26 protein-coding genes and 1 riboswitch are annotated in these 24,336 nt (G+C 72.7%); of the genes, 7 read left to right on the top strand and 19 right to left on the bottom strand.

What is annotated here, in order from left to right; translation table 11 throughout:
- Positions 1 to 200 precede the first annotated feature (200 nt).
- On the top strand, positions 201 to 1,010 hold the full coding sequence (locus ACFFIA_RS29380; protein WP_377256776.1) for an IclR family transcriptional regulator: 810 nt from the start codon (positions 201 to 203) through the stop codon (positions 1,008 to 1,010).
- Between the two features lie 3 nt (positions 1,011 to 1,013).
- On the opposite strand, the gene ACFFIA_RS29375 is transcribed toward ACFFIA_RS29380, so the two are convergent.
- Positions 1,014 to 1,178 carry a hypothetical protein gene (locus ACFFIA_RS29375; protein WP_377256773.1) on the bottom strand — a complete coding sequence of 55 codons (165 nt, stop codon included), beginning with the start codon at positions 1,176 to 1,178 and terminating at the stop codon, positions 1,014 to 1,016.
- Between the two features lie 221 nt (positions 1,179 to 1,399).
- Here ACFFIA_RS29375 and ACFFIA_RS29370 point away from each other — a divergent pair, with 221 nt between their 5' ends.
- From ACFFIA_RS29370 to ACFFIA_RS29345, 6 genes are all read left to right on the top strand, one after another.
- Entirely contained in the window at positions 1,400 to 1,822 is a 423-nt protein-coding gene (locus ACFFIA_RS29370; protein WP_377256770.1) for a TOBE domain-containing protein, read from the top strand.
- Between the two features lie 11 nt (positions 1,823 to 1,833).
- Positions 1,834 to 2,625 carry a molybdate ABC transporter substrate-binding protein gene (modA, locus tag ACFFIA_RS29365; protein WP_377257277.1) on the top strand — a complete coding sequence of 264 codons (792 nt, stop codon included), beginning with the start codon at positions 1,834 to 1,836 and terminating at the stop codon, positions 2,623 to 2,625.
- A gap of 3 nt (positions 2,626 to 2,628) precedes the next feature.
- Positions 2,629 to 3,459 (top strand): ABC transporter permease, encoded by an 831-nt coding sequence (locus ACFFIA_RS29360; RefSeq protein WP_377256767.1) that lies wholly within the window; start codon positions 2,629 to 2,631, stop codon positions 3,457 to 3,459.
- A 76-nt stretch (positions 3,460 to 3,535) separates the two neighbouring features.
- Complete coding sequence (locus ACFFIA_RS29355) at positions 3,536 to 4,618, top strand: ABC transporter ATP-binding protein (protein WP_377257274.1); 1,083 nt, start codon at positions 3,536 to 3,538, stop codon at positions 4,616 to 4,618.
- 155 nt (positions 4,619 to 4,773) lie between these two features.
- Positions 4,774 to 4,959: a hypothetical protein gene (locus ACFFIA_RS29350; protein WP_377256764.1), complete on the top strand. Its 186-nt coding sequence runs from the start codon at positions 4,774 to 4,776 to the stop codon at positions 4,957 to 4,959.
- A gap of 93 nt (positions 4,960 to 5,052) precedes the next feature.
- Positions 5,053 to 5,123, top strand: a riboswitch (guanidine-III (ykkC-III) riboswitch).
- A gap of 15 nt (positions 5,124 to 5,138) precedes the next feature.
- Positions 5,139 to 5,453: a DMT family transporter gene (locus ACFFIA_RS29345; protein WP_377256761.1), complete on the top strand. Its 315-nt coding sequence runs from the start codon at positions 5,139 to 5,141 to the stop codon at positions 5,451 to 5,453.
- 26 nt (positions 5,454 to 5,479) lie between these two features.
- Here ACFFIA_RS29345 and ACFFIA_RS29340 read toward each other — a convergent pair whose 3' ends face one another.
- From ACFFIA_RS29340 to ACFFIA_RS29255, 18 genes are all read right to left on the bottom strand, one after another.
- Positions 5,480 to 6,514, bottom strand: a complete 1,035-nt coding sequence (locus ACFFIA_RS29340) for an amidohydrolase family protein (RefSeq protein WP_377256758.1) — start codon at positions 6,512 to 6,514, stop codon at positions 5,480 to 5,482.
- Complete coding sequence (locus ACFFIA_RS29335; protein WP_377256755.1) at positions 6,484 to 7,008, bottom strand: 3-hydroxyanthranilate 3,4-dioxygenase; 525 nt, start codon at positions 7,006 to 7,008, stop codon at positions 6,484 to 6,486. The genes ACFFIA_RS29340 and ACFFIA_RS29335 overlap by 31 nt, the downstream gene beginning before the upstream one ends.
- The gene (locus ACFFIA_RS29330) at positions 7,005 to 7,436 is read right to left on the bottom strand and encodes a RidA family protein (RefSeq protein WP_377256752.1); all 432 of its coding nucleotides are present in this window, start codon (positions 7,434 to 7,436) and stop codon (positions 7,005 to 7,007) included. Before ACFFIA_RS29330 ends, ACFFIA_RS29335 begins: the two co-directional genes overlap by 4 nt.
- Positions 7,433 to 8,212 carry a 2-keto-4-pentenoate hydratase gene (locus tag ACFFIA_RS29325; RefSeq protein ID WP_377256750.1) on the bottom strand — a complete coding sequence of 260 codons (780 nt, stop codon included), beginning with the start codon at positions 8,210 to 8,212 and terminating at the stop codon, positions 7,433 to 7,435. Before ACFFIA_RS29325 ends, ACFFIA_RS29330 begins: the two co-directional genes overlap by 4 nt.
- The gene (gene dmpG / locus ACFFIA_RS29320) at positions 8,209 to 9,231 is read right to left on the bottom strand and encodes a 4-hydroxy-2-oxovalerate aldolase (protein ID WP_377256747.1); all 1,023 of its coding nucleotides are present in this window, start codon (positions 9,229 to 9,231) and stop codon (positions 8,209 to 8,211) included. The genes ACFFIA_RS29325 and dmpG overlap by 4 nt, the downstream gene beginning before the upstream one ends.
- Complete coding sequence (locus tag ACFFIA_RS29315; protein ID WP_377256744.1) at positions 9,228 to 10,160, bottom strand: acetaldehyde dehydrogenase (acetylating); 933 nt, start codon at positions 10,158 to 10,160, stop codon at positions 9,228 to 9,230. Before ACFFIA_RS29315 ends, dmpG begins: the two co-directional genes overlap by 4 nt.
- A complete protein-coding gene (locus ACFFIA_RS29310; protein WP_377256741.1) occupies positions 10,157 to 10,978 on the bottom strand; it encodes a 2-keto-4-pentenoate hydratase in 822 nt (273 codons plus the stop codon). The genes ACFFIA_RS29315 and ACFFIA_RS29310 overlap by 4 nt, the downstream gene beginning before the upstream one ends.
- Positions 10,975 to 12,432 carry a 2-hydroxymuconic semialdehyde dehydrogenase gene (locus ACFFIA_RS29305; protein ID WP_377256738.1) on the bottom strand — a complete coding sequence of 486 codons (1,458 nt, stop codon included), beginning with the start codon at positions 12,430 to 12,432 and terminating at the stop codon, positions 10,975 to 10,977. The genes ACFFIA_RS29310 and ACFFIA_RS29305 overlap by 4 nt, the downstream gene beginning before the upstream one ends.
- Positions 12,429 to 13,757 (bottom strand): amidohydrolase family protein, encoded by a 1,329-nt coding sequence (locus ACFFIA_RS29300; protein ID WP_377256735.1) that lies wholly within the window; start codon positions 13,755 to 13,757, stop codon positions 12,429 to 12,431. Before ACFFIA_RS29300 ends, ACFFIA_RS29305 begins: the two co-directional genes overlap by 4 nt.
- Positions 13,754 to 15,400 carry an amidohydrolase gene (locus tag ACFFIA_RS29295; protein WP_377256733.1) on the bottom strand — a complete coding sequence of 549 codons (1,647 nt, stop codon included), beginning with the start codon at positions 15,398 to 15,400 and terminating at the stop codon, positions 13,754 to 13,756. Before ACFFIA_RS29295 ends, ACFFIA_RS29300 begins: the two co-directional genes overlap by 4 nt.
- A complete protein-coding gene (locus tag ACFFIA_RS29290) occupies positions 15,397 to 16,899 on the bottom strand; it encodes an LVIVD repeat-containing protein (protein ID WP_377256730.1) in 1,503 nt (500 codons plus the stop codon). Before ACFFIA_RS29290 ends, ACFFIA_RS29295 begins: the two co-directional genes overlap by 4 nt.
- Entirely contained in the window at positions 16,900 to 17,721 is an 822-nt protein-coding gene (locus tag ACFFIA_RS29285) for an ABC transporter ATP-binding protein (RefSeq protein WP_377256728.1), read from the bottom strand. It lies immediately after the preceding gene.
- Positions 17,718 to 18,494, bottom strand: a complete 777-nt coding sequence (locus tag ACFFIA_RS29280; RefSeq protein WP_377256725.1) for an ABC transporter ATP-binding protein — start codon at positions 18,492 to 18,494, stop codon at positions 17,718 to 17,720. The genes ACFFIA_RS29285 and ACFFIA_RS29280 overlap by 4 nt, the downstream gene beginning before the upstream one ends.
- A gap of 76 nt (positions 18,495 to 18,570) precedes the next feature.
- A complete protein-coding gene (locus ACFFIA_RS29275) occupies positions 18,571 to 19,599 on the bottom strand; it encodes a branched-chain amino acid ABC transporter permease (RefSeq protein ID WP_377256722.1) in 1,029 nt (342 codons plus the stop codon).
- Positions 19,596 to 20,492 carry a branched-chain amino acid ABC transporter permease gene (locus ACFFIA_RS29270; RefSeq protein WP_377256719.1) on the bottom strand — a complete coding sequence of 299 codons (897 nt, stop codon included), beginning with the start codon at positions 20,490 to 20,492 and terminating at the stop codon, positions 19,596 to 19,598. The genes ACFFIA_RS29275 and ACFFIA_RS29270 overlap by 4 nt, the downstream gene beginning before the upstream one ends.
- A 67-nt stretch (positions 20,493 to 20,559) precedes the next feature.
- Entirely contained in the window at positions 20,560 to 21,747 is a 1,188-nt protein-coding gene (locus ACFFIA_RS29265) for an ABC transporter substrate-binding protein (protein ID WP_377256716.1), read from the bottom strand.
- 252 nt (positions 21,748 to 21,999) lie between these two features.
- Positions 22,000 to 23,409, bottom strand: coding sequence for an NAD-dependent succinate-semialdehyde dehydrogenase (locus tag ACFFIA_RS29260; protein WP_377257270.1), 1,410 nt, complete (start codon positions 23,407 to 23,409; stop codon positions 22,000 to 22,002).
- Positions 23,410 to 23,438: 29 nt separating this feature from the next.
- Positions 23,439 to 24,329 (bottom strand): NAD(P)-dependent oxidoreductase, encoded by an 891-nt coding sequence (locus ACFFIA_RS29255; protein WP_377256713.1) that lies wholly within the window; start codon positions 24,327 to 24,329, stop codon positions 23,439 to 23,441.
- Positions 24,330 to 24,336: the final 7 nt, after the last annotated feature.

Below are 24,336 nucleotides of genomic sequence, written 5' to 3'. Positions count from 1 at the left end.
CGTCAATCGCGTCGGCACCGCCGGTTCGGCCCGGAACTCCTTCCCCCAAAGGGAGGCCCTGGACGCCCAAGCCGGGTAGGCGCGGCCACCGCCAGCTCCGCTATAGTGATGGCCACGGCGTCTTAAAATTCCTCATTCGCCAGATGAGACACACGCCGGACGAGACGCGGAGGGATCCTCATCAGCCGAGGCGGTCGGCCGTGACAAGAGCCGAAGACACCACCGCCGACGAGTCCGCACCGGCCTACTCGGTGCGCGCCGTCGAGCGGGTTTGTTCCATCCTCAACCTGCTCCAAGGTGCGGTCGACGGGGTCTCGCTGGGCGAGGTGGCCACCGCGACCGAGCTGCCGAAGTCGTCGGCGTTCCGATACCTGTGGACGCTGGAGACGCACCGCTACGTCGAGCGCGACCCGGAGACCGGCACCTACCGGCTCGGGCTCGGCTTCGTGGGCATGCAGTCGCGGCAGTTGGAGATGCTGCGCCAGCGGGCCCACCCCTGGCTGGAGAAGCTGCGCGACGACCTCAAGGAGACCACCAACCTCGGGGTCCTCGACGGCGACGCGGTCATCTATCTGGACATCGTGGAGAGTCGCCGAGGCGTCCGCCTCGCCGCCCGCCGCGGTGACCGCGACCCGCTGCACAGCACCGCGCTCGGCAAGGCGATCGCGGCCAACCTCCCGGAGAGCCGGGTCAGGGAGATCCTCCAGCGGGCCGGCACGCCGCGGCTCACGCCCAACACCATCGACCGGCTCGACGACTACTTCGCCGAGCTGACCCGGGTGCGCCGGCTGGGCTACGCGATGGACAACGGGGAGAACGAGATCGACGGTCGCTGCCTGGCCGTGCCGATCCCGCACACCAGGATTCCGGCCGCGCTGAGCCTCAGCGCCCCCGCCAGCCGCTTCCCGCTCCAGGAGGTCGACCGCTTCGCGCAGGCCCTGGCCGCGGCGGCGGCGAGCATCACCCGGCCGAGCGGCACGCCGGAGGGGCCCGACAGCCCTGGGGAGTGACGGTCACGGCAGACTCGCCTCCGGCTCGAAGGGGTGCAGCGGCCGGCGCCGGTGCGCGTAGCTGAAGTCCTCCAGCCGCGCGCTGGTGACGCCGGGCGTGTCGACCCAGATCGCCTCGGCGTAGTGGCCGGCGTCGTGCCCCGCACCACCCAGAGGTGTTTCATTCACTGGAACCGTCGTTCTGAGCCATGATTTTCAACACCCGACGCTTCCCTTGTCAACGGATAAGATCACCTGCTCGGCGCGCCGCGGGACCACACGCGGGTCAGCGGACCGCGACGGCGATGGGAGCCTCATGCATTTGCGGTACGACAAAGGCCAGCGACCCAGGAGGATGCGAGCCTGAACGGCTGGTTTGCATCGCATCTGCCGCCAGCTATGGTTCTGGCGTGACAATGTTTCGGATCGGTGAGGCCGCCGAGCTGCTCGGGGTGAGCGCGGACACGGTGCGCCGGTGGGTCGACGCGGGCCGCCTCGCCGCGGGCCGGGACGAGCACGGGCACCGGGTCATCGACGGTGTCGACCTGGCCGGCTTCGTGCGCTCCCAGGTCGCTGACGAGGAGCGGTCAGACGCGTCCTCGGCGCGCAACCGGCTGCGCGGCATCGTCACCGCCGTCGTCAAGGACACGGTGATGGCGCAGGTCGACATCCAGGCCGGGCCGTTCCGGCTGGTCTCGCTCATGAGCCGCGAGGCGGCCGACGACCTCGACCTCGAGGTCGGGTCGGTGGCCGTGGCGGTGATCAAGTCGACCACGGTCGTGGTGGAGCGGTCCGCCCCGGCCGTCGGCAATAGAGGGAGGACCAGCTCGTGAAGACAAGTGGGATCCGCACACGCCTGGCCGCGCTCCTCGCGGTGGCGGTGGTCGGCCTGGCCGGCTGCGGCGGCGACGACGGCGAGGACAGCGCGGCGCCGCGGTCCAGCGCCACCGGCTCGGGCGTGACCGGCGAGGTGACGGTGTTCGCGGCCGCGTCGCTGACCGAGTCGTTCACGCAGATCGGCGAGGATTTCGAGGCGGCCAACCCGGGCACGAAGGTGACGTTCAACTTCGCCGGCAGCTCCCAGCTCGCCACGCAGATCAACCAGGGCGCGCCGGCCGACATCTTCGCCGCCGCCTCCCCCGCCACCATGAAGACCGTCACCGACGCCGGCAACGGCGACGGCACGCCGGCCACCTTCGTGAAGAACCAGCTCGTCATCGCCGTACCCAAGGGAAATCCGGCCGGGGTGACCGGCCTCGCCGACCTCACCAAGCCGGGGGTCAAGGTCGCGCTCTGCGCGGAGCAGGTGCCGTGCGGTGCCGCCGCGAAGAAGGCGCTCGACGCGGCCGGCGTCAAGCTCACGCCGGTGACGCTGGAGCAGGACGTCAAGGCCGCACTCTCCAAAGTGAAGCTTGGCGAGGTGGACGCCGCCCTGGTCTACCGCACCGACGCCAAGGCCGCCGCGTCCGATGTGGACGGCATCGAGTTTCCCGAGTCGGCCGGCGCGATCAACGACTACCCCCTGGTGGTCCTGAAGGACGCCCCCAACAGGACGGCCGCGCAGGCGTTCGCCGCCTACATCCAGTCCGACAAGGGCATGGCCGTGCTGACCGCGGCCGGATTCCAGGCGCCGTAGCCGATGGCCACCAGCGCGCCCTCGCCCGTGCGGGCCGCCTCACCCCGGCGGGTCGCCGGGCGGGTGCCGCTGCCGCTGATCGTCCCGGCCGGCCTGGGCCTGCTGTTTCTGGTGCTGCCGCTGGCCGGGCTGCTGGTCCGCGCGCCGTGGACCACGCTGCCGCAGCGGCTGACCGAGCCCGGCGTGCTCACCGCCCTGCGGCTGTCGCTGCAGACGGCCACGCTCGCCACGCTGCTCTGCCTCGTCCTGGGCGTACCTCTCGCGTGGCTGCTGGCCCGGGTCCCGTTCCCGGGCCGGCGCGTGGTCCGCGCCCTCGTCACCGTCCCGCTCGTGCTGCCACCGGTGGTCGGCGGCGTGGCGCTGCTGCTGGTCTTCGGCCGGCGCGGCATCGTCGGCGGCTGGCTCGACTCGACCTTCGGGGTCACCCTGCCGTTCACCACCACGGGCGTCGTACTGGCCGAGGCGTTCGTCGCGATGCCGTTCCTGGTCATCGCCGTCGAGGGTGCGCTGCGCGGTGCCGACACGCGCTACGAGGAGGCCGCCGCCACGCTCGGCGCCGGCCGGTGGACCACCTTCACCCACGTCACGCTGCCGCTGGTCGCCCCCGGCATCGCCGCCGGGGCGGTGCTGTGCTGGGCCCGCGCGCTCGGCGAGTTCGGCGCCACCATCACCTTCGCCGGCAACTTCCCCGGCCGCACGCAGACCATGCCCCTGGCCGTCTACCTCGCCCTGGAGACCGACCTGCAAGCCGCGATCGTGCTCAGCCTCATCCTGCTCGCCGTCTCGGTCACCATCCTGGCCTGCCTGCGCGACAAGTGGATCGCCAGCCCATGAGCGAGCCGACCATCAGGAGCGGCGCGCTCGGAGCCTCATCGCGGCCCACGGCGAAGCGAGGACGGCCGTGAGTGACATCGGGCCGGTCCGCGGCGGGGGCCCGCTGCTGGACGCGCACCTGGTCGTCGACCGCGGCACGTTCCGCCTCGACCTGCCGATCGCCATCGACAAGGGCGAGGTCGTCGCGCTGCTCGGCCCCAACGGCGCCGGCAAGACCACCGCCCTACGCGCCCTCGCCGGCCTGCAACCCCTCACCGCCGGGCACATCGCGCTGGAGGGACGCGACCTCGACCGCCCCGACCGTCGCGTGTGGACACCGGCGGAGCGGCGGCCGATCGGCGTTGTCTTCCAGGACTACCTGCTCTTCCCACATCTGTCCGCATTGGACAACGTGGCGTTCGGGCCGCGCCGCCACGGCGTACGCCGCGAGGCCGCCCGCGCCCGCGCCGCGACCTGGCTGGAGCGGGTCGGGCTGGCCGACTACACGTCCCGCAAGCCCCGCCACCTGTCCGGCGGGGAGGCCCAGCGGGTCGCGCTGGCCCGCGCCCTCGCCGTCGACCCGGCTCTGCTGCTGCTCGACGAGCCGCTCGCCGCCCTCGACGCCCGTACCCGCCTCGACACCCGCGCCGAGCTGCACCGCCACCTCGCCGAGCACCCCGGCGCCACGCTCCTGGTCACCCACGACCCGCTCGACGCCCTCGTGCTGGCCGACCGGCTGGTCATCGTCGAGCACGGCCAGGTCGTGCAGGAGGGCGACGCCGCCACCATCACCGCCCAGCCGCGCACCGACTACGTGGCCCGCCTCGTCGGCCTCAACCTCTACCGAGGCACCGCCGACGGGCACACCGTCCGGGTCGGCGACGGATTCGCGCTGGCCACCGCCGACCGCCTCGACGGCGACGCCTTCGTCGCGTTCGCGCCCTCGGCCGTGGCACTGCACCCGCGACGCCCAGACGGCAGCCCTCGCAACGTCTGGCCAGCCACCATCACCGGCATCCAACGCCACGGCGACAACCTGCGCATCCAGCTCGACGGCCCCATCGACGTCGCCGCCGACATCACCCCGGCCGCCGCCGCACACCTCCAGCTCACCCCCGGCCAACCGGTCTGGGCCGCGGTCAAGGCGGCGGAGACCCGCGCATACCCCGCCGCCCCCTGACCCGCCGTCCGCACCGTGTCCGCCGGAAGCCGTCCACTCGGACAACGAACGAGATTCAGCATGCGGGAGCCGAAACGGGACGGCGGCCTCGGTCCGTGCCCTGGGCAGACCTCGCCCAACAGGGTTGGCGGGGCGGCGTGTGGGCAGACAGCGGTATGGGATCCAAGGAGATGGAAGGCGACAACATCCAGCGCCGCCAGCGTGCCCGCAAGGCTCGCGAGCACGGCAAGGCGCCCTCGCAGGCGCAGGTGACCCTCGGGGCCTCCAAGCAGCGCGAGACCGCCCGTCGCGGGAAGCGGGATCCCAGCGACGCGGACACCGGCAAGCAGCGGGCCGACTGACCTCACGGCCGTCGCCGCCGGATTCCACCAGCCGCATGCGTCGCTGGCCGGATCGACGTGCGCCATCGGTACGGTGCGTTGCTATGGTGGACCGCGATGCCGCGCGCGTGCGGTCATCCCGGACGAGTGCGCGTCGTACCCGGCCTTGACAAGACGACCGCCCGAGAAAGTGGGTCGTCATGGCTTGGGTCGTGCTCGTCATCTCCGGCGTTCTGGAGACCGTGTGGGCGGTCGCGCTCGATCGAAGCGCGGGCTTCCGTCGCCTCGTTCCCACCGGGATCTTCGTGGTGGCTCTGCTCCTGAGCATGGCCGGGCTCGGCTACGCGCTGCGGGAGATCCCCGTGGGCACCGGCTACGCGGTCTGGGTCGGTATCGGCGCCGTGGGCACCGCCACGGTGGGCATGCTCGCCCTGGGCGAGTCGGCCAGCCTGCCTCGCCTGATATGCCTGCTGCTGGTCGTGACCGGTGTGGTCGGCCTGAAACTGTTCCACTGACCCCTCACGAGGTTGACGGGCAAGTGTCACCGGTCGCGCGGGAGGCCGAGGAAGCGGCGGGCGTTGCCGGAGAGGATGTCGGCGCGCTGCTCGGGGGTGAGGAAGCCGGACCGGTGCACCACCTCACCGACCGGCCGCTCCCCCAGCGGGTACGGGTAGTCGCTGCCGACCATCACCTGCCCGGCGCCCAGCGTGTCGACCAACGTCCGCAGCGCCTCCGGCCGGAAGACCACCGAGTCCACGCTGAACCGGTGCAGGTACGCCGACGGCGGTGCCGCGGAGGTCGCGATGACGTCAGCCCGCTTGTGCCACGCGTTCTCGACCCGGCCCAGCCAGAACGCGAACGAGCCGCCCCCGTGCGCGAAACAGATCCGCAGCGTGTCGGGAACCTGGTCGAAGACGCCGCCGAGGATCATCGCGAGGATCGACAGGTGCGTCTCGGCCGGCATGCCGGTCAGCCACTGGGCCATCCAGCGGTCGGTGCGCGGCGAGGCGGCCATGTCCCAGGGGTGCACGAAGACCGGTACGCCCAGGCCGGCCGCGTGCTGGAGGAACGTGACGATGCCGGCGTCGTCGAGGTCCCGTTCGCCGACGTGGTTGCCGATCTCCACGCCGAGGTGGCCGGCGGCGACCGCGCGTTCCAGCTCGCGGCAGGCGGCGTCCGGGTCCTGGAGCGGCACCTGGCAGAAGGGCAGCAGGCGGCCGCCGGCCGGCGCGCAGATCTCCAGGGCGAGGTCGTTGAAGACGCGCGCCACCCTCTCCGCGTCGCCGGCCGCTCGCTCGTAGGAGAAGAAGACCGGTGTGGGGGAGACGACCTGGGCGGCAACCCCGTCGGCGTCCATGTCGGACAGTCGCACGTCCGGGCTCCAGGCGTCGTCGGTGACGCGCCGGAACTCGCGCGAGCCCACCATGATCATGGCCTCGCGCTCCGACTCGACCCGCAGCCAGGGCTGGCCCTCGCCGAGGTCGGGCCAGCCCTTTGGTACGAAGTGGGTGTGCACGTCGATCGTGCCGGCCGGCAGGGGCACGGTCAGCCCTTGCCCGGATGCAGCGTGCCGCACGAGCCGCAGGTGCGCGCCCCCTCGTCGCCGTAGAACCGCTCGAACACCGGCGGCAGGTCGGCCACGATGTCGCGCACCTGAAGCTCGATCTCGTGCACCTTGGCGTCGCAGGCGGGGCAGTACCACATGAACTTCTCGAGTGTCCCCTCCTCGCGGATCCGCTCGATGACGATCCCGATCGAGCCCTCCCGCGGCCGCTGCGGCGAGTGCGGCGTGTTCCGCGGCAGCATCCACATTTCGCCCTCGCGGATGTCGATCCGCCGCGGCCCCTCGTCGGTCATCAGGTTGACGTGCATGTCTCCCTTGACCTGGTAGAACCACTCCTCGTACGGGTCGAGGTGGAAGTCGGTGCGCTGGTTGGGGCCGCCGACGACCTGCACGATGAAGTCGCCCATCGGTTCCCACATCTGCTTGTTGTTCACCGGCGGCTTGAGCAGGTGGCGGTGCTCGTCGACCCAGGCCTCGAAATTGAAGACGGGCGGGATGGTGGTCATCGCGGGCCTTCCTCCTTCCGTGAGCGGTGTGCGATCGCCTGCATCTCGATGAGCAGGTGGGGGTGGGGCAGTTGGTGGACCGCGACGGTGGTGCGGGTCGGGCCGTTCTCGTCGAAGAACTCGCCGTAGACCTCGTTGTAGCCGCCGAAGTCGTTCATGCTGACCAGGTACGTGGTCACCTGCACCAGGTCGGAGAGGTCGGCGCCGGCGGCGCGCAGGATGTCGCGGATGTTCTCGATGACGGCGCGGGTCTGCTGGCGGATGTCGAGGTCGGTCACGCCGAGCGCGTCGACCCGCACGCCCTCGAAGGTGTTGTCGGGGCGGCGGCTGCTGGTGCCGGAGACGAACACGAGGTCGCCGACCACCTTGGCGTGCGGGAAGCGCCCCCGCGGGACAGCCTTCCCCCCGACCAGGAAGGACTCACTCATGACGGCCTCTGGACGGTGACCCGGCCGAGGCCGGTGACGGTCGCCTCGACCACCGAGCCTGCGGCCAGCGGTACGGCGGCGGTGGCCGCGCCGGCCAGGATGACCGAGCCGGCCGGCAGCGGCAGCCCGTACGCGGCGGCCATCCGCTTGGTCGCCGCCAGCGCGCGCAGGGGGTGGCCGAGGATGGCGGCGGTCGAGCCGGTCTGGGCGGGCACGCCGTCCACTTCGAGCACCACGCCCAGGTTGCCCAGGTCGAGCCCGTCCGAGGCGGCGGCGAAGCCCCGCCACGGTCCGATCGCGAAGCCGGCGGCCGAGGTGTTGTCGGCCACGACGTCCTCCAGCGTGAAGGAGAAGTCGCGGTACCGGCTGTCGATGATCTCCAGTGCGGGCGCGACCGCGCCCACGGCCGAGGTGAGGTCGGCGGCGGGGGCGGCCGGGTCCACGTCGGCGTCGAGGCGAAACGCGATCTCCGGTTCGATGCGCGGATGGATGAGCGGGAAATCCGGGCCGGCGCCGTCCGCTATCCGCATCCGCGCGGTCACCACGCCGGCGACGACGTCGAAGACGCCCATCTGCGCGGCCTTGGCCTTGCTGGTGAAGCCGAGCTTCACGCCGACCGGTACGTCGCCCCGGGCGGTGCGCAGGGCGACGAGGGCACGCTGCACGGCGTACGCGTCGGCGAGGCTCAGCGGCCCCTCGCGGGTCAACTGGGGCACCGCGCCGGCGGTGCGGGCCGCCTCGTCCAGCCGCGCGGCGAGCGCGTCGAAGTCCGTCATGCCACCGCCTCCTTCGCCGCCTCGCGCAGGTCGAGGGCGACGTCCACGATCATGTCCTCCTGCCCGCCGACCATCTGCCGCCGGCCGAGCTCGACGAGGATGTCGCGCACGTCCAGGCCGTACCGGCGGGCCGCCCGCTCGGCGTGCAGCAGGAAGCTGGAGTACACGCCGGCGTACCCGAGGGTCAGGGTCTCCCGGTCGACCCGCACCGGCCGGGTCTGGAGTGGACGGACGAGGTCCTCGGCCGCGTCCTGCAACGCGAACAGGTCGCAGCCGTGCCGCCAGCCCATCAGGTCGGCCACGGCGACGAACGCCTCGATCGGGCAGTTTCCCGCGCCGGCGCCCTGCCCGGCGAGCGCGGCGTCGACCCGGGTCACGCCGTTCTCCACGGCGGCGACGCTGTTGGCCACGCTGAGCGACAGGTTCTCGTGGGCGTGCACGCCGACCTGCGTGGCCGGGTCGAGCACGTCGCGGTACGCGCGGACCCGCTCGGCCATGTCCCGCGTGGTGAGCCGGCCGGCGGAGTCGGTGACGTAGACGCAGTGCGCGCCGTACGACTCCATCAGCTTCGCCTGCTCGGCCAGCCCGGACGGCGAGTTGAGGTGGCTCATCATGAGGAAGCCGGCCACGTCCATGCCGTTCTCCCGGGCCCAGCTGATGTGCTGCGCGGCGACGTCGGCCTCGGTGCAGTGCGTGGCGACCCGGACGCTGGTCACGCCGAGGTCGCGGGCCCGCGCGAGGTCGTCGATCCGGCCGATGCCGGGGAGCAGGAGCGTGGTGAGCCGGGCGTTTCGCACCACCTCGGCGGCGGCCGCGATCCAGTCGAGGTCGGTGTGCGCGCCGTGGCCGTAGACGACCGAGGAGCCGCCGAGGCCGTCGCCGTGGCTGACCTCGATCGCGTCGACCCCGGCCGCGTCGAGGGCGGCGGCGATCTCCCGCACCTGGTCCACCGTGTACCGGTGGCCGATGGCGTGCATCCCGTCCCGCAGGGTCACGTCCTGCACGTACACGTGGGTCATGCGGAGACCGCCTTCGCGCGCAGGGCCACCAGCCGCTCGGCGGTACGCACCGCCGCCGACGTCATGATGTCCAGGTTTCCGGCGTAGTCGGGCAGGTAGTGGCCCGCACCGGTCACCTCCAGGAAGACCGAGACCTTGGTGCCGGAGAACGGCCGGCCGAGTGCGGGTACGAAGTCGTGCTCCACCGGGTCGTACTGCACGGCCTGCTTGAGCCGGTAGCCGGGCACGTACTCGCGCACCTCGGCGACCATCGCCGCCACGGACGCGTCGATCGCCGCCTGGTCGGCCTCGGCCACTAGGCAGAAGACGGTGTTTCGCATGACCAGCGGCGGCTCGGCGGGGTTGAGCACGATGACCGCCTTGCCCCGCTCGGCGCCACCGACCCGTTCCACGGCGGTCGCGGTGGTGTGCGTGAACTCGTCGATGTTGGCGCGCGTGCCGGGGCCGGCGCTGCGCGAGGCGATGGAGGCGACGATCTCGCCGTACGCCACCGGCGTCACGCGGGACACCGCGGCGACGATCGGTACGGTCGCCTGTCCCCCGCAGGTGACCATGTTGATGTCGTCGGCGTCGAGGTGCGCGTCGAGGTTGACCGGCGGCACGACGTACGGGCCGAGCGCGGCCGGGGTCAGGTCGACCATCGTCTTGCCGTGCTCGCGGACGCGGGCCACGTTGGTGGCGTGCGCGGCCGCCGAGGTGGCGTCGAAGACGACGGCGACGTCCGCGAACTCGGGCAGGGCGACCAGCCCGTCGACGCCCTCGTGCGTGGTGGCGACGCCCATCCGCCGGGCCCGGGCCAGGCCGTCGGAGTCCGCGTCGATGCCGGCCATCGCGGCGACCCGCAGCGAGTCGGAGAGCCGATGGACCTTGAACATGAGGTCGGTGCCGATGTTGCCGGACCCGATGATCGCGACGGGGGTCGTCGTCACGCGGGGCTCCCTTCGTCGAATACGGCGGTGACCTCGCCGACGCCGGAGATCCGCGCCCGGAACGCGCCCGGCGCGGTCACCGCGACGACCGGGCCGAGCGCGCCGGAGAGGACCACCTCGCCGGCGCGCAGCGGCGTACCGAGCCGGCCGAGCGCGCGGGCCAGCCACACCACCGCCGCCACCGGGCTGCCCAGGCAGGCCACGCCGGCGCCGACCGAGACCGGTTCGCCCCGGTGCTCCAGCACCATCCCGGCGCCCGGCAGGTCGACGTCGGCGAGCCGCTTCGGGGCGGTACCGAGCACGAACGCTCCGCTGGAGGCGTTGTCGGCGATGGTGTCGGCGATCGTGATGTCCCAGCCGGCGATGCGCGAGTCGACGACCTCGACCGCCGCCAGCACGTGGTCGGTGGCGCGTACGACGTCGGCGACGGTCGGGCTGGGCACGTCGAGGTCGCGGCCGAGTACGAAAGCGATCTCCGCCTCGACCCGCGGCTGGAGGAAGCGGGACAGCGGCATCGGCTCGCGGTCGGCGTACGCCATGTCGCCGAAGAGCGTGCCGAAGTCGGGGCTGCCCACGCCGAGCTGGGCCTGTACGGCGGGCGAGGTCAGGCCGATCTTGTGGCCGACGACCCGCTGGCCGCCGGCGGTCCGGTACGCGTTGACCGCCGCCTGCACCTGGTACGCCCGCTCCTGGTCGGTGGCGCCGATCAGGTCGCGGACCGGGGCGCACGGCGTGCCGGTCGCGGCCGCGTCGAGCAGCCGTCGCGCGGCCGCCTCGATCCGCTCCGCCGCCCCGCTGGCCGCCTCCGGGGCGGTCACAGCCGCACGCACACGTTCGTCGGCTGCGTGTAGAAGTGCAGCGAGTGGCGGCCGCCCTCGCGGCCGATGCCGGAGAGCCCGACCCCGCCGAACGGCGAGCGCAGGTCGCGCAGGAACCAGGTGTTGACCCACGCCATCCCGACCCGCATCCGCTGCGCGACCCGGTGGCCGCGTTCCAGGTCGCGGGTCCAGACGGCGGCCGCCAGTCCGTACCGCGTGTCGTTAGCCAACCGGATCGCCTCCTCCTCTGTGTCGAACGGGACCAGCGCCGCGACCGGGCCGAAGACCTCCTCGCGGAGCGTGCGTGCGGTGTTGTCCAGGCCGGCCCAGAGGGTCGGCTCGATCCAGGCACCGCCGGCAAGGTCGGCGCCGAGGTCGGGCACGCCGCCGCCGGTGAGCACCTCGGCGCCCTCCTCCCGGGCCAGGTCGAGGTACGAGCGGACCTTCTCCCGGTGGGCGACCGAGATCAGCGGCCCGGTGGTCGTCTCCGGCCGCTCGGGGCGGCCCAGGCGCAGCGCCGCCGCGCGGGCGACCAGCCCGGCCGTGACCTCGTCGTAGACCGGCCGCTGGACGTACACGCGCTCGGTGCACAGGCACACCTGCCCGGTGTTGGTGAACACCGAGCGGGCCAGCCCTTCGACGGTCCTCTCCAGGTCGGCGTCGGCGAAGACGAGGGCCGCGTTCTTGCCGCCCAGCTCGAAGGAGACCGGGCGGACCGCCGGCGCGACCGCGCGCATGATCGCCGACCCGGTGGCCGACTCGCCGGTGAAGGTGACGCCGTCGATGCCGTCGTGCGTGGTCAGCAGTTCGCCGGCGGAGCCCGGGCCGAAGCCGTGCACCACGTTGTAGACACCGGCCGGCAGCCCGGCCTCCGCCATCACCTCGGCCAGCAGGGTCGCCGTGGAGGGCGTCTCCTCCGAGGGCTTGACCACGACGGCGTTCCCGCAGGCCAGCGCGGGCGCGACCTTCCAGGTGAGCAGCAGCAGCGGCAGGTTCCACGGCACGATGACCGCCACCACGCCGAGCGGCTGGGCGACCGCGTAGTTGAGGGCGCGCTGCCCGTCGGGCAGCTCGGTGAGGAACGAGTCGAGGCCGTGCGCGCTGACCGTGTCGGCGAACGACCGGAAGTTGGCGACCGCCCGCGCGACGTCGAGCTGCCGCGCCTGCGCGACGGGCTTGCCGGTGTCGCGGACCTCGGCGGCGACGAACTCCTCGAAGCGCTCCTCCACACGGTCGGCGATCCGGCGCAGCAGGGCGGCCCGCTCCCCCACGGTCGTGCGTCCCCACGGGCCGTCGAGCGCCCGGCGCGCGGCGGCCACGGCGGCGTCGACCTGCGCCCGGCCCGCCTCGTGCACGGTCGCGGTCACCTGCCCGTCCACCGGGCTGATCTTGTCGAAGGCGCCGACCCCGTCGACGTACGCGCCGTCGACGAAGTTGCGCAGCGCGATGGTCATTTCAGGCCCGCCCGGGACATGATCGTGTCGTGCGCGGCGAGCGCCTCGGCGCGCAGCGCGGGCAGGTCGACGCCGACGAGCGCGCCGCCGCGCTTGCGGACCACGCCGTCGACGATCACGGTGTCGACGTCCGCGCGGTCGGCGCAGGCCACGACGGTACCGGCGGCGTCGTATCGCGGCAGCGTGCGGATCGTGTCGGCGCGGACCAGCACGATGTCCGCCGCCTTGCCCGGGGTGAGCGTGCCGGTGCGGCCGTCCAGCCCGCAGGCGCGGGCACCGTCCACTGTGGCCAGGCGCAGCACGTCGCGGTGGGTCAGCGTCGGTGTGAACGGGGCCTCCGGGTCGTCGTCGAGGGCCTCCGCGCGGCCGAGCGCGAGCGCCATCCGCATCTGCGTGAACATGTCGCCCGGCGAGGTGGTCACCGTGTCGATGCTCAGGGTCGGCGGCACGCCGTGCGCGAGCATCGCCGAGATCCGCGGCAGCCCGTGCCCCATGACCAGCTCGACGTAGGGCGCGATGGAGACCGACCCGCCCGAGTCGGCGATCATCGCGATCTCGTCGTCGGCGCTGGTGGTGCAGTGGATGAACGTGGTGTTCTCGCCGAGCAGGCCGAGCCGGTGCAGGGTACGGATCGGATGGCCGGTGGCGCCCCCGGAGCGCATCGCGGTGTGCACCGAGACCCGGACGCCCAGCTCGCGGGAGAGGTTCCAGTCGCGCACGGCCACGTCGTCCACCACGTTGCCGGGCTGGCGCAGCGCGAGCGCCATGGTCAGCAGCCCGTCGTCGCTCGGGAAGTGCTCGGCGCGGATCCGGCGGGCGTCGGCGGGATGGTCCAGCGCGCTGCGGTACCACCACTGGCCGCCGGCGGGCATCCCGTGCGCGTACATCGCCCGGATGCCGGCCTGGCGCAGCCCTTCGATCGCCCCGTCGGCGTGCTCGGGGGTCTCGCTCGGCGACCAGTCGACCATCGTGGTGATGCCGGCGTCGAGGGCGTCGAGCGCGCCGACGTAGTTTCCCAGCCGCATCAGGTCGGGCGTGTACGCGGGCGCCACGCTGTTGAAGATCGTGCCCATGAACTCGCCCAGCGTGCAGCTCGGCAGCAGCCCGCGGACCAGCGACTGGTAGGTGTGCCGGTGCGTGTCCACGAAGCCGGGGATCACCACCGTGCCGGTCGCCTCGACCACCTCGGCGTCCACGGTGGACAGTCCGGGGGCGATCTCGGCGATCCGCCCGTCGACCACCAGTACGTCCGCGGCGGGCTGGTCGCCCAGCGCGGGGTCCATGGTCACGACGTGGCCGCCGCGGATCAGCAGCTTGCGGGTCATCGCCCCTCCTCGGGGAGTACGTCGACGGTGCTCGCGAGGTCGCCGCTGGCGTGGACGGCCCGGCCGCCGAGCAGGGTCAGCTCGGACTCGATCGCCACGATCTTGTCCACGTCCGTGGTGAAGTAGTCGTCGGAGAGCACCGCCAGGTCGGCCCGGAAGCCGGGCGCGAGGGCGCCGATCTCGTGTTCGGCGAAGCAGTTCCAGGCGCTGCCGCGCGTGTAGAGACGCAGCGCCTCGGCGCGGTCGAGCAGGTTCTCCTCGGCCACGATCCGCTCGCCGCCGATCGTGCGGCCGGTCAGGTAGAAGTGCAGCGACGTGAACGGGTCGTACGAGGCGCCGCGCATCGCGTCGGTGCCGGCGCTGACCGGTACCCCGGCGTCCAGCAGCGCGCGCAGCGGCGGCGCGTCGCGCACGCGTTCGGCGCCGAACGCGCCGATGGCCTGGCTGCCCAGGAAGCGCAGCAGGCTCTGGGTCAGCACGCCCAGGCCGAGCGCGCGGATGCGCCCCACCTGCTCGGCGTCGATCATCTCGCCGTGCACGATCCCCCACCGCAGCGGGGCGAGCCGGTGGCGCGCGTTCACCGCCTCGCAGGCGGTCAGGATCGTCTCGATGATCTCCGGCCGGTGCGCGTGCATCTGTACCGGCCAGCCGTTGGCGGCCAGGGTCGTGAACAGGGCGGTCAGCTCGTCGCGGTCGGCGTCGGTGACGTCGACCCTGGTGTGCACGCGGTCGTGCAGGCCGTAGAGGACGACCTCGCCGAAGCCGAGCAGCCGCAGCGTCTCGCTGCCGTGGCGGGCGCGGCCGTACCGCAGGTAGCCGGCGATCTCCTCGTGCTCGCGGCCGCGCGCCGAGGCGTGCACGGTCAGGAAGGTTCGCACGGTGAGCTGCCCGCGACGGTCCACTTCGTACACCGCGTCGTAGACGTCCGGGCCGGTGTTCACGCCGCCGCCGTCGATCAGCGCGGTCACCGCGAACCGGTTGAGGTCACGGGAGAGCCGCGCGGTCGAGGCGACCTGCTGCTCGGCCGTCTCGGTGGGCAGCCGGGCGTAGAGCCACTTGCAGCCCTCCATGCCCAGCACACGGCCGGTCGGCACGCCCTGGTCGTCCCACTCGAACAGGTGCGCCCCGGCCTCGCGCGCGACCTCGGCGGTGATGCCCGCCGCGCGCATGCCGGCCGTGTTGACCTGCGCCCAGTCGTACATCATCTGCACCAGGACCGGCTGCTCCGGCGCGACCTGGTCGAGCTCGGCCCGGTTCGGCCCGCGCTTCTCCGGAAACTGGTGCTCGTGCCAGCCCCCGATCACCAGAACCCACTCCCCCGCCGGGCGTACGCGGGCCGCCTCGGCGATCGTCGCGAGGCCGGCGGCGAGGCTGGGGCAGCGTTCCCAGCGCAGCTCGGAGTTCCAGGTCAGGCCGGCGCGCACGAAGTGGATGTGGTTGTCGACCAGGCCGGGGATGACGCAGCGGCCGCCGAGGTCGACCACGGCGGTCTCCGGGCCGGCCAGGCGCCGGATGTCGGCGGTGGAGCCGACGGCGAGCACGCGGCCGGCGCGCACGGCGAGCGCCGCCGCGCGGTCCGGTACGCCGCGCGTCGCGGCGCCCGTGGTGATCTCGCCGTCGAGCAGGATCAGGTCCGCCGTCACCGGCCACCGCCCAGGTCCAGGCGGGGCTCGCCGAGCAGCGGGCTGGTCAGCAGGTACATGCCGGAGTTGGTGAACGCCCAGACCAGGCGCCGGTCCCACTCGACGAAGATGCTCTCGGTCGGCACGAGGTACGAGCGTGGATTGTCCAGCTCGTCGGTCATCCTCGGCACGAAGTAGCCGGCCTGGGCGGGCGAGCGCACGTCGCTGATGTCGAACATCTGCACGCCGGCGTTGCCGAACGAGTACAGGGCCAGGTTGGGGTCCGCCGTGCCCGGATGAGCGTTGGAGCCGAACCGCTTGGGGCCGAACTTGCCGCGGCGGAACACGAAGTCCCGGTACGGCGCCTCCGGCGGCGGCGCCGGCCGGGGGAAGGTGCTCACGATCCTGGGCGCGGTCGGGTCGGCGACGTCGATGACGTAGATCTCCTTGTACGGCTCGAAGCCGTCCTCGTTCATCGGTCCGCCGTTGACGAAGACGACGCCCCGGCTGGCGACCCGGCTGGTGTCGACCACGTCGCCCTCGATGCCGGCCCAGCTGTGCGGCAGTTCGAGGTGGCCGGCGACCTTCGGGGCTGCCGGGTCGGCGAGGTCGAGGATGTACAGCCCGAGCCCGCCCATGACGGCGTAGCCGTACCGGCCGCCGCGCTCCGGCGACACCGGTACCGAGGTGGGGACGCGGGCGCCGATCCAGGAGGTGCGGTTGCCGTGGCGGCTCCACGACTCGTACGCCTCGGTCTCGCCGATCCGCTGGCCGGGGACCCACCAGGTGGAGACCAGCTCCGGACGCCCGGGGTCGCTCAGGTCGTAGATGAGCTGTGCCGGCGTGTACGGGTAGGTGGCGAACTCCTGGTTGATGTACGTGTCGTCGGGCGCGGCCGAGACGTACAGGTACCTGCCGCCGTCGTAGCCGGGCGTGTCGACGCCGCCGGAGCCCTGGTGGATGCCGGTGGCGGGGTCGACCGGCCCGGTCGGCACCTCGGCGAGCAGCTTCCAGTCGGTGGGGCTGGTCAGCTCGTACACGCGGATCCCACGGAACCCGGGCACGGACATCAGGCGGGGCAGCACCGACGGGTCGCGGTACTTGTCGGAGTCCGGGCCGTACGTGCGCGGCACCTCGAAGGACTGCACCATGATCCAGGCGCCGAGCCGCTCGTTGTACGCGATGGCGGCGGCGCCGAACTCGCCCTCGCCCGGCCCGTACCGCTTCTCCAGGATCAGGTCCCGCGCGGTCGGGTCGGTGATGTCGTAGACGTTGAGCGCGTCCCGGTAGTAGTGGTACATGTACCGCCGGCCGCCCATGTCGACCACGTTCTGCCAGGTGTGGGTGAGGCGCACGACGGTCGGCCAGCGCCCCTCGACCGACATGTTCGAGACGTACTCGCGCTCCTCCAGGTGGTCCAGGCTCTGCGGCAGCGGTCGCGGGCCGCTCACGTACGGCGTGCTCTCGGGGTGGACGAACACTCCCCGCTGTTCGTCCCAGCCGTAGCCCGTCGTGGTCATCTATGCCTCCCTGTCCTTCGCACCGGCGACGCTCATCAGTGCCCGCACGCGGTCGCGGTCCCGGCGGAACTCCTCCGGACCAGTACGCCAGGCGATCTCGCCCTTGACCATGACCGCGACGTCGTCGGCGAGGTCGAGGGCGAGGCGTACGTTCTGCTCCACGAGCAGGACCGTGATCCCGTCGGCGCGCAGCGTGCGGATGACGTCCGCGACCTGGCGCACCACCATCGGCGAGAGCCCGTCGGAAGGCTCGTCGAGCAGCAGCAGCCGCGGGTTGGTCAGCAGCGCCCGGCCGATGGCGAGCATCTGCTGCTCGCCGCCGGAGAGCTGGTTGCCGCGGTTGCCGCGCCGCTCCCGCAGCCGGGGCAGCAGCTCGTAGACCCGTTCCAGCGTCCACGGCCCGACGCTGTGCTGGTCGCGCTCGCTGGCTGCCTCGGGCAGCCGGCGCGATCCGGCCTCGTCGCCGCGCTCCTCGGCCCGGATCTTGCCGGCCCGCAGGCGCTTGCGGCGGATCGCGATGCGCAGGTTCTCCTCGACCGTCAGCGGGGCGAGCACGCGCCGGCCCTGCGGCACGAGGGCGATGCCCGCGTTGGCGATCACGTCGGTGCGGGCGCCGGTCAGGTCCTGGCCGGCGAAGCGGACGCTGCCGTCGTACGCCCGCACCAGCCCCATCACCGACATCACGAGCGTGGACTTGCCGACGCCGTTGCGGCCGAGCACCGCGAGCACCGTGCCCTCGTCGATGGCAACGTCGATGCCCTGCAGCACGACGCTGCCGTCGTAGCCGGCCCGCAGGCCGCGCACGTCCAGCAAGGGGCTCACGAGGACACCTCCAGGTCGTCGTCGTCCGCCACCGTCCAGGACAGGTACGCCTCCTGGACGCCGGGATCGGCGGACACCTGCTCCGGCGTGCCGGTGGCCAGCAACTGGCCGTGGTGCAGCACCGAGATGTCGGTGGCGAGGCTGAAGACGACGTCGAGGTCGTGCTCCACGACGATCACGGTCAGGTCGTCCGGCAGGGTCCGCACCAGGTCGACGAACGCCGCCGACTCGGTGGCGGACATGCCGGCGGTCGGCTCGTCCAGCAGCAGCAGCCGCGGGCGGCAGACCAGGGCGAGCGCGAGTTCGAGCTGGCGGCGCTCGCCGTGGGACAGCGACGAGGCCAGCGCGCCGGCCCGGTCGCCCAGCCCGACCGCGGCCAGGCTCTCCAGCGCGGCGGCGGTGCGGTCCGGGTACCGGTCGGCGCCGCGCCACCAGACCGTGCCGATGTTCTGCACGCGCTGGGCGGCGAGGGCGACGTTCTCCAGCACGGTCAGCGGCATGAAGACGCTCGAGTGCTGGTACGTCTGCGAGATCCGCATCCGTGCCCGGCGCGGCTGGGACAGGCGGGTGATGTCGGTGCCGAAGTACCGGATGCGGCCGGCCGTCGGGCGGACCTCGCCGGACAGCAGCTTGAACATCGTCGACTTGCCGGCGCCGTTCGGGCCGATCAGGGCGTGCCGGGCGCCGGCCCGTACGGTCAGGGTCACCTCGTCGACGGCGCGCAGTGCCCCGTACGCGCGGGTCAGCCCCTCGATCTGGAGTGCGTCGCTCATGCCCGTCCTCGCTTCGCCGCGGGCGGGCATGAGGCTCCACACGCGCTCAGTTCGACGATTCGCTCGCTGCGCTCGCTCATACCCGCTCCATCCGTCGCGCCGGTGCGGCCTCGACGCCACCGCTCGGCCCGGAGGATCCGGTACCGCGCGCCCGCCATCGCCGCAGCAGCCCGGCGATCCCGGCGAAGCCGTCCGGCAGCGCGTACACGACCACGACGAGCACCGCGCCGAGCACCAGCGGCCCCAGCCCCTGCAACGAGATGGGGAGCATGTTCTGCACCACGATGATCAGCGCCGAGCCGGCCACCGCACCCCACAGGCTCTGCTGCCCGCCGACGATCAGCGCCAGCAGGGCCAGTGCCGAGGCGTGGAAGCTCATGTCCGCGGGCGACACGAACAGCGTCTGCGTCACCCAGAGCGACCCGGCGACACCGGCGAACGCGCCGCTGACGCAGAACGCCGCGTACTTGTAGAGGGAGGTGCTGTAGCCGACGGCCCGCATCCGCGGCTCGTTGTCCCGGATGCCGCGCAGCGCCCGCCCGAACGGTGCCCGGATCAGCAGCGCGACGATCCCGCCCATGACGAGTACGGCCGCCGCGATGTACCAGTAGACGACCGCCACGTGCCGCAGCTCGAGGCCGGGCCACAGGCTGAGCACGGGGATGTTGGCCAGCCCGTCCGAGCCGCCGGTCAGGGTGACCCGGGCGATCGCGACCAGCGCCAGGATCTCGCCGATCGCGAGGGTCAGCATGAGCAGGTACGCGCCGCGGGCCCGGACCAGCAGCCAGCCGGTGGCCGCGGCGACGGCGGCGGCCGCGACCGCGGAGACGAGCAGCAGCAACAACGCGTTGGTGGTCAGCCGGCTGGCGAGCAGCCCGGTGGCGTAGCCGCCGACGCCGAAGAAGCCGGCCTGCCCGATCGTCGGCATCCCGGCGACGCCCATCAGCAGCACGATGCTCATCACCAGCAGCGAGAAGGCCAGGATTTGGGTGAGCGTGGACACGGCGTACGGGCCAGCCAGGAACGGCGGCGCGGCGGCCGCGAGGACGACCAGCACGGGCAGCAGCGCGCGCAGCGCGGGCCGGTCGGAGAGCCAGTTGTTCACGCGGTCGCCTCCGCCCTGCCGAGCAGGCCGTGCGGTCGCACGACCAGGATCAGCGCCATCGCGCCGAAGATGAGGAACGGGGCCAGCTCCGGGGCCAGCGCGGTGCCGAGCGTCTGCACCTGGCCGATCAGCAGCCCGCCGATGAGGGCGCCGCGGGCCGAGCCCATGCCGCCGATCACCACCACGACGAGGGCGATCAGCAGGACGTGCCCGTCGAGCCCGGGGCCGGCGCCGAGCACCGGTCCGCCGAGGACGCCCGCCACGACGGCCAACGCCGAGCCGACCGCCAGCACGCCGTAGAGGATCTTTCGTGTGTCGATACCGAGCGTGCGCACGATGTCGGGGTCCGCGACGATCGCCCGGACCGTCGCCCCCATCATGGTCCGCTCCAGGATCACCTCGGCCAGTACGGCCACGAGCAGGCCGAAGCCGATCAGCACGAGCCGGTAGACCGGGTACGGGTCGCCGAAGAGCGTGACGCTCCCGTCGAGCCCGGCCGGGGCGGGCACCGAGCGGACGTCCGCCCCGAAGCCCCACAGCAGCAGGCTCGACCCGGCCAGGGAGATGCCGAGCGTGAGCAGCGCCTCGGCCATGTGCCCGCGCCGGGCCAGCGGCCTGGTGGCGACCGTGAGCCCGACGCCGGCGACCGCGCCGACGAGCAGCGCGATGGTCAGCGCCAGTACCCAGGACAGCCAGGCGCCGCCGGGCGCGACCACCACCGCGGCGACGTACGCGCCGGCCAGGAAGAGCGTGCCGTGCGCCAGGTTGAGCAGGTTGAGCATGCCGAAGACGAGCGAGAGCCCGACCGCCAGCGTGTAGAGCAGCAGGCCGTACGCCAGGCCGTTGATCACAGTGATGCTGTTGGCATCGAACCATTGCGTAACCGCGGACACGTTCCTCCTTCCGCCCTCCGGGGCGTGGGGCGGTCCGTCCGGTGTGGACGGACCGCCCGCCGCCGGGTCAGGACTTCTCGCCCTCGCTGGTGTAGACGCCCAGCGTCTCGACAACCTCGTCGGACATCACGCCGCCGTTGTCGGTGGCGCGCCGCAGGTAGATGGTCTGCGTGGGCGCCTGCGCGGCGTCGAACCGCCAGGTGCCGCGGGGCGTCTCGATGTCGCCCACCTGGCTCAGGGCCGTGTTGAGCGACTCGCCGGTGACCTCGCCGCCGGCCGCCGCGATCGCCTTGTCCAGCACGGCCGCCGAGGCGTACTGCGCCTCGGAGTAGACCGACGGCTGGGCGTTGTACTTGGCCACGTACGCGTCGACGAACTCCTTGTTGAGCGGCGAGTCGATCCGCGGCGTGTAGATGGCGTTGGTGAGCACGCCGCTCGCGGCCGGACCCTGCGCGGCGAGGTTCCCCTCGGTCAGCGCCTGGTTGCCGTAGAGCGTCGCCTGCTTGTTGAGCCCGAACTGCGAGTACTGCGTGACGAACCGGGCGGCCTCGGCACCGGCGTAGAACGCGTACACCGCGGTCGCCTTCGACTTCTGGATCTCCGACAGGTACGGCTGGTAGTCCTGCGTGGTGCCGAACGGGGTGAACGTGGTGCCGGCGATGGCGACGCCGCCGGCCTTCAGCCCGGCGCCGATCGCGTCGATGATGTCCCGGCCCTGCTTGTAGTCGGCGCCGATCAGGTAGACGTTCTTGTCCTTCTCCTTGGACACGAGGTAGTCCACGATGGACGCGTTCATCATCGGGTTGGTCCAGCCGACCCGCCACCAGTACGGGTTGTCGGTCACCTGGCCGGTGGAGACGACCGGCGTCTTGGCGTCCGAGAAGACGGTCGCCACGCCGACGGCGGTGGCGCTGTTGACGATGCCGGTGACCGCGGCGACCCGCTCCTGCTGCACGAGGCGGCGGGCGGCGGCGGTGCCGACCTGCGGTGTGCTGCCCTCGTCGACGGTGACCAGGTTGATCTCGCGGCCGCCGAGCTTGCCGCCGTGCTTGTCGAGGTAGATCTGCATGCCCCGCTCGAGGTCGGAGCCGATCGACGCGTAGACGCCGGACTTCGGTACCAGGAATCCGATCTTGACCGGGGCGCCGTCGTCGCTGGAACCGCTGTCCCCACCGGAGACGGTGCTCCCGCCGCAGCCCGCGAGTGCGAGCGCGAGCCCGGCGGCCAACGCCGCGGCTCCTCTCCTGCCTGCCATAACGCCAACTCCTTGAGATCTGGGACGCCGCCGGCTCCCCCATCCCGCGACGATGTCTAATTCTTCACGTTTATCGTTATTTCGACTAACTTGCCGGGCGAACAAACCGTCCTAGTGGCTATCTGGCTTAGCCACTTTTCCAGATCAACATCCCCGCCTCCAGGTGTCAAGGCTTGGGCTGGGTCCTTAACCAAGTCGTAGCCGCAACCAAGTCGTAGCCGCGCGCGACGCCGGTCGGTGCCCGGCCGCCGCCTACCAGCTGACGGCGACGTACCGGGGCTCCAGGAACGCCTCGATCCCGGCCCGGGCGCCCTCCCGCCCGAGACCGCTCTGCTTCATGCCACCGAACGGCGCCGCCGGCTCGGAGACCAGGCCCCGGTTGAGCCCGACCATGCCCGCCTCCAGCGCCTCCGAGACCCGCAGCCCGCGCGCCAGGTCACCGGTGTAGAGGTACGACACCAGGCCGTACTCGGTGTCGTTGGCCAGACTGATCGCCTCCTCCTCCGTGTCGAAGGCGACGACCGGCGCCACGGGCCCGAATATCTCCTCGGCCAGCACCGGCGCGTCCGGCGGCACGTCGGCGAGCACGGTCGGCGCGTAGAAGTAGCCCGGCCGGTCCGGCGCGTGTCCCCCGGTGTGCAGCCGGGCGCCGGCCCCGACGGTCGCCCCGACCAGCTCCGCCACCTTGTCCCGGGCCGGCTGGTTGATCAGCGGCCCGAGCGTGACCCCGGTGTCCAGCCCTGGACCGAGCCGCAGCTCCGCCAGGGCGGCACCGAACCGGGCGACGAACTCCTCGGCGACCGCGCGGTGCACGTAGAACCGGTTCGCCGCCGTGCACGCCTGGCCGCCGTTGCGCATCTTCGCGACCATCGCGCCGGCCACGGCCGCGTCGAGGTCGGCGTCGGCGAAGACCAGGAACGGCGCGTTGCCGCCGAGCTCCATCGAGCTGCTGACGATCCGGTCCGCGGCCGCGCGCAGCAGCACGCGGCCGACCTCGGTGGAGCCGGTGAAGGAGAGCTTGCGTACCCGCGGGTCGTGCAGCGCCGCGTCGACCACCTTGCCCGACCGGCTGCTCGGTACGACGTTGACCACGCCGTCGGGCACGCCCGCCTCGCCCAGCAGCGCCGCGATGGCCAGCGCGGTCAGCGGCGTGTCGCTGGCCGGCTTGAGCACCACCGTGCATCCCGCGGCCAGCGCCGGCCCGATCTTGCGGGTCGCCATCGCGGCCGGGAAGTTCCAGGGCGTGACCAGCAGGCTCACGCCGATCGGGGCGTGGTCGACAAGGATCCGGTGCCCGCCGCCGGGCGCGGTGCCGAGGCTGCCGGCGAGCCGGACCGCCTCCTCCGCGTACCAGCGCAGGAACTCGGCCGCGTAGCCGACCTCGCCCCGGGCGTCGGCCAGCGTCTTGCCGTTCTCCAGCACGATCAGCCGGGCCAGCGCGTCGGCCCGTTCGACCATCAGCTCGTACGCGCGCAGCAGCAGCTCGGCGCGGCGGCGCGGGGCGGTCGCGGCCCACGGCCGGCCGGCGTCGGCCGCCGCGCCGACCGCGGCGAGCATGTCCTCGACGGACCCGTTGGCGACCTCCGCCACCGGCTCCCCGGTCGCCGGGTCGGTCACCGCGATCCGACCGGCCCCCTCGACCCACTCGCCACCGATGAACATCCGGGTCGGCACACCGGCCAGGATCGGGTTCACGTCTCCTGCCCCGGCCCTTCGGGCAGGCCGGCGTTGGCGGCCTGGACCTCGTAGAGGGCGAGGAAGTCGTCGTCGCGGTGGCCGCGCCCGATCGCCGCCTGGATGAGCTGGTGCACGAGGCTCGCCACCGGCATCGGCACCTCGCTGGCACGGGCCGCGCCCAGCCCGAGGTCGAAGTCCTTGCGCAGCAGCTCGGTCGTGAACGTCGGCCGCCAGTCCCGCTCGACCAGGTCGGGCGTGCGCTTGCGGACCCAGTCGGAGGCGAGCACGGTGCCGTTGAGGAACTCCAGGAACGCCGCCCGGTCCACACCGCCCTTCTCGGCGAGCGTCACCACCTCGACCAGCGACTCCACCATCATCCCCAGGTACAGGTTGTGGCAGAGCTTGACCAGGCGGCTCACCTCGCCCGGGCCGGCGTACACCGCGGCGCGCCCGATCGTGGCCAGCAGCGGCCGTACCAGATCGAAGGTCTCCCGGTCGCCGGAGGCGACCAGGCTGGCCCCGCCGGCGGCGACCACGTGCGGGTTTCCGCTGACCGGTGCCGCGATGAACCGCACGCCCCGCTTGGCCGACTCGGCGCGGGCCTCGGCCGAGGCTTCCGCGGAGACGGTCGAACAGTCGACGACGGTGCCGGGCGCCTGGTCGCCGGCGTACAGGCCGCGCAGCACCTCGCGCAGGTCGTCCGAGGTGGAGACCATCACGAAGACCACGTCGCGGTCGGCCAGGTCGGCGACCGTGTCGGCGACGGTCGCGCCCCGCTCGACCAGCGCTTCGGCCTTGGCCCGCGTCCGGTTCCAGATCCGCACCGGATGCCCGGCGTCCAGCAGCCGGCCGGCCATGGCCGAGCCCATCCGGCCCGCCCCGATCCAGCCCAGGGTCATGCTCATCGTGTCT

Origin of the sequence: Phytohabitans kaempferiae (assembly GCF_042433955.1) — a bacterium.
Taxonomy (GTDB): Bacteria; Actinomycetota; Actinomycetes; order Mycobacteriales; family Micromonosporaceae; genus Phytohabitans; species Phytohabitans kaempferiae.
The sequence above is the reverse complement of the archived record's forward strand: the minus strand, read 5'-3'. Positions and strand labels throughout refer to the sequence as shown.

What these genes read in the sequence shown, in the direction of transcription:
- ACFFIA_RS29360 (WP_377256767.1), top strand. Translation starts at nt 2,629, where the DNA reads ATGGCCACCAGCGCGCCCTCGCCCGTGCGGGCCGCCTCACCCCGGCGG.
- ACFFIA_RS29350 (WP_377256764.1), top strand. Translation starts at nt 4,774, where the DNA reads ATGGGATCCAAGGAGATGGAAGGCGACAACATCCAGCGCCGCCAGCGT.
- ACFFIA_RS29345 (WP_377256761.1), top strand. Translation starts at nt 5,139, where the DNA reads ATGGCTTGGGTCGTGCTCGTCATCTCCGGCGTTCTGGAGACCGTGTGG.
- ACFFIA_RS29335 (WP_377256755.1), bottom strand. Translation starts at nt 7,008, where the DNA reads ATGACCACCATCCCGCCCGTCTTCAATTTCGAGGCCTGGGTCGACGAG.
- ACFFIA_RS29330 (WP_377256752.1), bottom strand. Translation starts at nt 7,436, where the DNA reads ATGAGTGAGTCCTTCCTGGTCGGGGGGAAGGCTGTCCCGCGGGGGCGC.
- ACFFIA_RS29325 (WP_377256750.1), bottom strand. Translation starts at nt 8,212, where the DNA reads ATGACGGACTTCGACGCGCTCGCCGCGCGGCTGGACGAGGCGGCCCGC.
- dmpG (WP_377256747.1), bottom strand. Translation starts at nt 9,231, where the DNA reads ATGACCCACGTGTACGTGCAGGACGTGACCCTGCGGGACGGGATGCAC.
- ACFFIA_RS29305 (WP_377256738.1), bottom strand. Translation starts at nt 12,432, where the DNA reads ATGACCATCGCGCTGCGCAACTTCGTCGACGGCGCGTACGTCGACGGG.
- ACFFIA_RS29300 (WP_377256735.1), bottom strand. Translation starts at nt 13,757, where the DNA reads ATGACCCGCAAGCTGCTGATCCGCGGCGGCCACGTCGTGACCATGGAC.
- ACFFIA_RS29290 (WP_377256730.1), bottom strand. Translation starts at nt 16,899, where the DNA reads ATGACCACGACGGGCTACGGCTGGGACGAACAGCGGGGAGTGTTCGTC.
- ACFFIA_RS29280 (WP_377256725.1), bottom strand. Translation starts at nt 18,494, where the DNA reads ATGAGCGACGCACTCCAGATCGAGGGGCTGACCCGCGCGTACGGGGCA.
- ACFFIA_RS29265 (WP_377256716.1), bottom strand. Translation starts at nt 21,747, where the DNA reads ATGGCAGGCAGGAGAGGAGCCGCGGCGTTGGCCGCCGGGCTCGCGCTC.
- ACFFIA_RS29260 (WP_377257270.1), bottom strand. Translation starts at nt 23,409, where the DNA reads ATGTTCATCGGTGGCGAGTGGGTCGAGGGGGCCGGTCGGATCGCGGTG.
- ACFFIA_RS29255 (WP_377256713.1), bottom strand. Translation starts at nt 24,329, where the DNA reads ATGAGCATGACCCTGGGCTGGATCGGGGCGGGCCGGATGGGCTCGGCC.